Annotated in this window: 7 protein-coding genes; 1 reads left to right on the top strand and 6 read right to left on the bottom strand. The window is 53.2% G+C overall.

The window, feature by feature from the left end; all coding sequences use genetic code 11:
- The 6 genes from PMI41_RS24105 to PMI41_RS24080 form a co-directional block, all read right to left on the bottom strand.
- A partial coding sequence (locus tag PMI41_RS24105) for an ABC transporter permease (protein ID WP_008129304.1) occupies positions 1 to 797 on the bottom strand: 797 nt, incomplete at its 3' end.
- A gap of 116 nt (positions 798 to 913) precedes the next feature.
- Positions 914 to 1,576: a YoaK family protein gene (locus tag PMI41_RS24100; protein WP_008129303.1), complete on the bottom strand. Its 663-nt coding sequence runs from the start codon at positions 1,574 to 1,576 to the stop codon at positions 914 to 916.
- Between the two features lie 113 nt (positions 1,577 to 1,689).
- The gene (locus PMI41_RS24095) at positions 1,690 to 3,567 is read right to left on the bottom strand and encodes an amidohydrolase (RefSeq protein WP_040856781.1); all 1,878 of its coding nucleotides are present in this window, start codon (positions 3,565 to 3,567) and stop codon (positions 1,690 to 1,692) included.
- 104 nt (positions 3,568 to 3,671) lie between these two features.
- On the bottom strand, positions 3,672 to 3,950 hold the full coding sequence (locus PMI41_RS24090) for a XapX domain-containing protein (protein ID WP_008129300.1): 279 nt from the start codon (positions 3,948 to 3,950) through the stop codon (positions 3,672 to 3,674).
- A 75-nt stretch (positions 3,951 to 4,025) separates the two neighbouring features.
- Positions 4,026 to 4,715 carry a hydrolase gene (locus PMI41_RS24085; protein ID WP_008129298.1) on the bottom strand — a complete coding sequence of 230 codons (690 nt, stop codon included), beginning with the start codon at positions 4,713 to 4,715 and terminating at the stop codon, positions 4,026 to 4,028.
- 60 nt (positions 4,716 to 4,775) lie between these two features.
- On the bottom strand, positions 4,776 to 5,411 hold the full coding sequence (locus PMI41_RS24080) for an alpha/beta fold hydrolase (protein WP_008129296.1): 636 nt from the start codon (positions 5,409 to 5,411) through the stop codon (positions 4,776 to 4,778).
- Positions 5,412 to 5,650: 239 nt separating this feature from the next.
- On the opposite strand from PMI41_RS24080, the gene PMI41_RS24075 reads away from it, so the two are divergent.
- The gene (locus tag PMI41_RS24075; protein ID WP_040856780.1) at positions 5,651 to 6,553 is read left to right on the top strand and encodes a LysR family transcriptional regulator; all 903 of its coding nucleotides are present in this window, start codon (positions 5,651 to 5,653) and stop codon (positions 6,551 to 6,553) included.
- Positions 6,554 to 6,584: the final 31 nt, after the last annotated feature.

The raw sequence follows: 6,584 nt of genomic DNA, 5'->3' as shown, positions 1-6,584 counted from the left end.
CGCCAGTCAGTCAGCATCACTGAACGCTGCGCTGCTTCCTCGATAGGCTTCTTCAACGCGTCCACATCGTCGGGCTTGTCAGCAAATATCTCAATCGACTGAACCTTGTTGTCCTGATTGAAATAAAGCTGCGATTCCTCAAGCGGCATCAGCACAATCGAAGCATCATATTCTGACATGCCAATCTCAAAGATGGCGGTGACAGGATAAGACTTGACCCGCGGTGCCATGCCGAGCGGCGTTACATCGCCATCGGGCGAAATCAGCGTCAGCCTGTCGCCAAGGCCAAGCCCCATGTTTTCGGCCATGCGGGTGCCGATTGCCACACCGCCCGCAGCATTAAAGCCTTGGAATGTGCCCTGCCGGACATTCTTCGCAACCAGTTGCAGCTTGTTGATATCCTCTTCCCGCAAACCGCGTACGAGTGCGCCGGAGCCAGCGCCAACATTGCCTTTGGCAAGCACCTGTCCCTCAACGACCGGGATGGCGAAGGAGATGCCGGGCAGCGCATCAACGCGTTTGATCACCGCATCGAAATCATCAAGCGGCCTGTCCATAGGCTGCATGATCACGTGGCCGTTAATGCCAAGAATGCGGGTCAGAAGTTCAGCGCGAAAGCCGTTCATGACCGCCATGACAATAATCAGAGTTGCTACCCCAAGCATGATGCCGGTGAACGAAAACCCGGCGATGACCGAGATGAACGTTTCCTTGCGCCTTGCACGCAGGTAACGCCAGGCAATCATGCGCTCATAGGCCGAAAATGGCTTTGAGCCGGTCGCCACGGTTTCTGTCATAAAGTTCCCGCCTGATTCCATTCGATGCCTACTGCTGCACGAATCTAGTCTGAGTTCAGGGGAAAAGCATAATCACACTTTAGGAGATAAACACTATCATCATCATATTAGCTCCCTTAAGCGCTTTGCGGCGAATAGAAGATTCCGATCAGGAGCAGCAGACAGGCTGGCAGGATCATGCCCGTTACCCCTACAGTGACGTATGCGAAAGCGCCTGCTGCACAGCCAGCCACAAACCCGAACACCAGAATGATCGATGTCAGTGATTGTCTCCACTCATCACGCGTTTCAGTATAGCCTATGAGACGACGCACAACGGCAACAGCTAGCCCAGCTATATTGCCTGTCATCAGTGAGAATGGTGGACCGAGCCGAGGATCAAGACGCTCTATCGCTGTCAACATACCCATCGCGATGACGACCAGAAGTGTGTACACGGACACCGGTCCGACACCAAAAGTGGCGAGAAGGGCGGATATTGCGAAAGCTGCTGCAGACGAGATGAGCGTCCAGAATGTTGCACGTTCCAATGGTTTGACCCACGCAACCATAATCGCTGCCAAGCCTGCGCCAACCATGAAAAACGGGAATGTCAGGAGTTGCAGATCGCGAAGACCACCTTTTTCGTGACCAACCAGACCCAATCCAATGAGCACGACATTACCAGTGACCAATCCAACGAACAGGCCACCCAAGTGAGCGAAAAACAGCGCATCCGCAAAGCCCGAAATGAACGCCAGTCCCAATGAATTGCTTTGTACGCGTGACAGGCTCAACATTTCTACGGTTCCTCTTACGTGATCGAGCTTTGTTAATTCCGCTGGTGACCAGAAGCTATTTGACTATCGAATGAAGCAACGCAACATTCGACCATGCGAGAGGCGAGCCACTTTCACACCGCCCAGCAAGAGCAGCCCAGCGCTCCCCAGAAGCTCTTAAGATCGGATATCGGCAACTTCGATCCCCACGCACTAGCATGGTCGTGACCATGGACGCCGCAGTTGGATTGGCAACCGCACGAAGAAATGGCTGCGCGCTGCAGCGAGTTTTTGCCAGCGTTATCCGGTTCACCCCAGGCTGCATAACCCTTGAAGGTTCGAACCGGCGACCAATCCGGCATGGCCGGAGGAACCTCATTCCCGTTGAGTTTAGCGAAGTCACCAGCGCCGTAGACGATTTTGCCGCCAACCATCGTAAGCTCTGAAGTGAGGAAGGATATCTCGTCCTCAGAACAGGAGAAAAAATCCTTGCTCGGAACGATGAGATCGGCGAACTGGCCTTTTTCGATCCGGCCTTTCCTACCTTCATCATTGGAGAACCATGTAACATTCTCCGTCCACATCCGAAGAGCGGTTTCCCGATCAAGGCAGTTGGCGCGCGGATATAACTGCATGCCGCCGACTGTTTTGCCGGTGATCATCCAGCTCAAAGATACCCAAGGATTATAAGATGCCACACGCGTTGCATCCGTGCCGGCTGAGACCTTCAATCCCTTTTCGAGCATCCGTGCTATTGGGGGCGTTGCTTCGGCCGCGCGTTGTCCGTAACGTTCGACGAAATATTCGCCTTGATAAGCCATGCGATGCTGGACTGCGATGCCGCCGCCGAGTGCTGCTATGCGATCAATAGATTTGTCGGAAATGGTTTCAGCATGATCGAAGAACCAGTTCAAACCCTGAAGAGGTATTTCCTCGTTTACTTTCTCGAATACATCCAAAGATCGTGAGATTGTCTCATCATAGGTTGCGTGCAAGCGCCAAGGCCATCGGTTCTGGGCAAGAATTCGTATGACCTCTTCGAGTTCCCCTTCCATTTCTGCCGGCATGTCTGGGCGCGGCTGGCGGAAATCCTCAAAATCTGCCGCAGAGAAGACCAGCATTTCGCCAGCGCCGTTGTGGCGAAAATAATCATCGCCCTGTTTGTACTTCACTGAAGACGTCCAGTTAAGAAAATCTTCCTTTTCCTGCTTGGGCTTTTGGGTGAATAAATTATAGGCGAGGCGCACCGTAAGTTGATTTTCATCCGACAGTTTTTGAATGACGGCATAATCCTCGGGATAATTCTGAAATCCGCCTCCAGCATCAATGACGCCCGTCACACCCAATCGGTTCAGTTCGCGCATGAAATGACGTGTCGAGTTGACCTGATAATCGAATGGTAGCTTCGGGCCCTTGGCTAATGTCGAATAAAGAATCGCTGCATTCGGTTTGGCAAGTAGAAGCCCGGTTGGATTGCCGTGGCTATTGCGTGTGATCTCACCGCCAAATGGCTCAGGCGTGTCTCTGGTATAGCCCACAGCTCGAAGAGCTGCTGCATTCAGCAGCGCGCGATCATAAAGATGCAACAGGAATACCGGCGTATCGGGAGCGATCGCATTAATTTCCTCAATTGTCGGCAAGCGTTTTTCAGCAAATTGATGCTCAGTGAAGCCACCGATAACCCGGACCCATTGCGGGGCTGGTGTCACATCAACCTGACGCTTTAACATGCTCATTGCATCCGAAAGAGAACGAACGCCGTCCCAGCGCAACTCCATGTTGAAGTTGAGGCCGCCACGAACGACATGCGTGTGATTGTCGATCAAACCGGGGATGAGGGACCGCCCTTTGAGATCAATCACTTTCGTATTGTCGTCGGCAAGTGCGAGTACCTCCTCATTGCTACCGACGGCAAGGAATTTGCCATCTTTGATGGCGACTGCAGCAGCAGCCGGTTTTTTTCGATCAAGCGTTGTAATCCGTGCATTATGGATGATCGTATCTGCATGCATCATGCCGTCTCCTGGTAAACGTTGATATCTGGCATGAGCCGATGAGGTGACTGCTGGCAGGACAAGTCCCGATATCCCACCAAGAAAGCCGCGACGGGTTGTCTTCATCGGCTTTCATCCTTGGATTGACTGGGTACAGGCGCGCTTTGCTGACTGGCGAGCTTTCCGGGGACAGGGGTCATGTCCTGGGATTTCTCACTGGTCGAAGTAAGAGCGGTGCCGGAGAGCAACTGCTTTCCGGCTGGAATGATCTGCTCACCAACAAGCATGCCAAGCAGACCAATCAGTGCCACGAGGGGCGGGGCAGGCGAACGCACGGTCAGAAGGCTGTAGATCACACCTACCAGCAGCCCTACGGCCAACGACACGAGATAGAGCTTCATGAGATACCTGCTTGATAAACAGCCAACGTCTGCTCGAAAGTGAGCGATAAATTCCTGTGGTGATTGTCGGTGCGGCTACTTCGCGGGGTTCGGGCCGACGCGCTCGCCGTGCGTGACGCGTTCGGGGGCGTTGTGAACCATGGTGTAGGCGTAATCGACGCCCATGCCATAGGCACCAGAGTGGTCCTTTACGATGCCCATCACGGCGTCATAGGTTTCTCTGCGCGCCCAGTCGCGCTGCCACTCCAGAAGAACCTGCTGCCAAGTGACTGGAATGACACCAGCTTGAACCATGCGATCCATGGAATATTTGTGAGCCTCCACCGATGTTCCCCCGGAGGCGTCAGCTACCATGTAGATTTCATAGTCCGTGTCGTGCATGCACGATAGCGCGAAGGTATTGTTGCAGACTTCGGTCCAGAGCCCGGATACAACGATTTTCTTACGGCCATCGGCAGCATGCAGTGCCAATGCGTCGCGGACATTTTGATCATCCCAGGAGTTCATCGACGAGCGTTCAAGAAGCTCGTTTTCTGGAAACACCGCGAGCAATTCAGGGAAGGTGTTGCCGGAAAAGGAAAGCGTCTCGACGGTGGTGATCGTTGCGGGAATGTTGAAGACTTTTGCAGCTTTAGCCAAGCCGACAACATTGCTTTTCAGCACCTGCCGGTCGATGGACTGAACCCCGAACGCCATTTGCGGCTGTTGATCGATGAAGATTACCTGGCTGTTCTCAGGTGTCAGCACTTCAGTTAGTTTGCTCATTTTCGGTTCTCCATTATAAATTTGAGGCAGGCTGCTGTACGCGCGCGCAGAAACGCGGGATCAGGGTTCTGCGACCAAAGCCGACAGAAGGGAGCGGACCCGATCGATTTCATCATCGTTGATTTCGTGTCCCATGCGAGGATAGATACATTCTTCGACTTGGCCTCCAAGCGCCGAGAGCACGCGGGTGCTTTCATGCACCTTCCGCAGCGGAATGTGGGAATCCATGTCTGAGCAGCCCAAAAATATCGATGTGTTGGCAAGCGATCCGGAAGAATCTCTCGATGACGTTTCCGGACCGATAATACCGGCGCTCAAACCGGCTACCGCACCGTAGCGACGGGGGTTGCGCGCTACAAATTCCAGCGCGAGGCATCCTCCCTGTGAAAAACCAACCAAAGCTGTTCTTTTTGAGTTGAAGCCCAAGCGCTCCAGCCAAGTCAGCGTGTCTGCTACTATGGCAAGCGAGTTTGAAAGAAACGGCTCGTTATGTTCAAGCGGTGCCAGAAAGGAATGCGGGTACCACGAGCCACCCGGTGCCTGGGGAGCACAATAGGCAATTTCGGGTCGCTCAAAAACATCGGCAAGACCGAACATACTTCCGGCGGCTGCCCCGCGCCCATGCAAGAGAATGACGACTGCTTTTGCCTCCGTTAACGGCGCACCTGTCGTCGCAATCGGATGGCTTTCACGCATGTTTTTTTTCGCCAACCCAACGCGGAGTGGGCAGCTGAGCAATCAAACTAAGGCAGTATGTATTGAAGCTCATTTTTTGGTCCCGCACCCATCAGTAAATCTTCAAGCAGTTCACATTGCCGAGGGTATTTCGGCTACAATTCGTTGACAATACAGAATCGTATGGCGTATCTGTCTACAAATCGTCGACAATCCCGCAAGCAAGGCGGGCACGAGTGCCTGAGCACGCGGAGATAAAATTGGACAAACTAACAAACATGAAGGCGTTCACGAGGGTGGTGAATCACGGCAGCTTTAGTGAAGCTGCAAGAGAGATGCGCCTGTCCCGATCCGCAGTCAGCAAATATGTGATTGATCTTGAAATTGAGCTCGGCGTCCAGTTACTAAATCGCACCACTCAGAGTGCAACACCTACAGAAGCAGGCCAGCGCTACTACGACCGGTGTCTGGCAATTTTGGCCGAAATCGAAGACGCTGAGACATCGATATCACAATTCCAGTCCCAAGCCCGCGGTCTGCTGCATGTGAACGCCCCAATGTCGTTCGGGACAAAGTTCCTTGGTCGTTTGATTGCTCAATTTATGGCCCAGCATCCAGACCTGCAGGTGCAACTTATCCTGAGTGATCAGCAGTTGGATACTGTGCAGGAGGGGTTCGACGTCACGCTTCGTTTAACGGACGTGCCTCCACCCAACTTGGTTTCCCAAAGAATCGCATCCGTGACAAGGGTCATATGCGCATCTCCGACCTATCTGGAGCAAGCAGATGTGCTGAAACACCCAAGAGAGTTGCGAAATCATGTCTGCCTAAACTACGGTTATCTCGCAACGGGGCTGCAATGGAAACTTACCGGGCCGGATGGAGATCATTGGATTCCAGTGCCTTGGCGCTTGTGTAGCAACAATGGCGAAGTAATGCGCGACGCGGCTCTTGAAGGGTGTGGTATCGCTTTGCTTCCGACTTTCATCGTCGAGTCATACTTGCGTAATGATAGCTTACGGGAAGTTCTACCTGATTATCGCGCCCCTGAAATGTCGATCTACGCGATGTTCCCGCCCGCCAGATACCTGCCATTCAAGGTACGAGTCTTTATCGACTTTCTCAGCAAGTCCCTCGCAGCGCGTTTGGCGGTCCCGGCATAAATTATCGGCATCAACACACTGGAACAGCCCA

The sequence above is a fragment of the Phyllobacterium sp. YR531 genome, assembly GCF_000282595.1.
GTDB lineage: Bacteria > Pseudomonadota > Alphaproteobacteria > Rhizobiales > Rhizobiaceae > Phyllobacterium.
Note: the sequence above shows the minus strand (reverse complement) of the source record. Positions and strands in the feature narration are given on the sequence as shown.

Coding starts and splice junctions, on each gene's coding strand:
- PMI41_RS24100 (WP_008129303.1), bottom strand. CDS start 1,576: ATGTTGAGCCTGTCACGCGTACAAAGCAATTCATTGGGACTGGCGTTC.
- PMI41_RS24095 (WP_040856781.1), bottom strand. CDS start 3,567: ATGCATGCAGATACGATCATCCATAATGCACGGATTACAACGCTTGAT.
- PMI41_RS24090 (WP_008129300.1), bottom strand. CDS start 3,950: ATGAAGCTCTATCTCGTGTCGTTGGCCGTAGGGCTGCTGGTAGGTGTG.
- PMI41_RS24085 (WP_008129298.1), bottom strand. CDS start 4,715: ATGAGCAAACTAACTGAAGTGCTGACACCTGAGAACAGCCAGGTAATC.
- PMI41_RS24080 (WP_008129296.1), bottom strand. CDS start 5,411: ATGCGTGAAAGCCATCCGATTGCGACGACAGGTGCGCCGTTAACGGAG.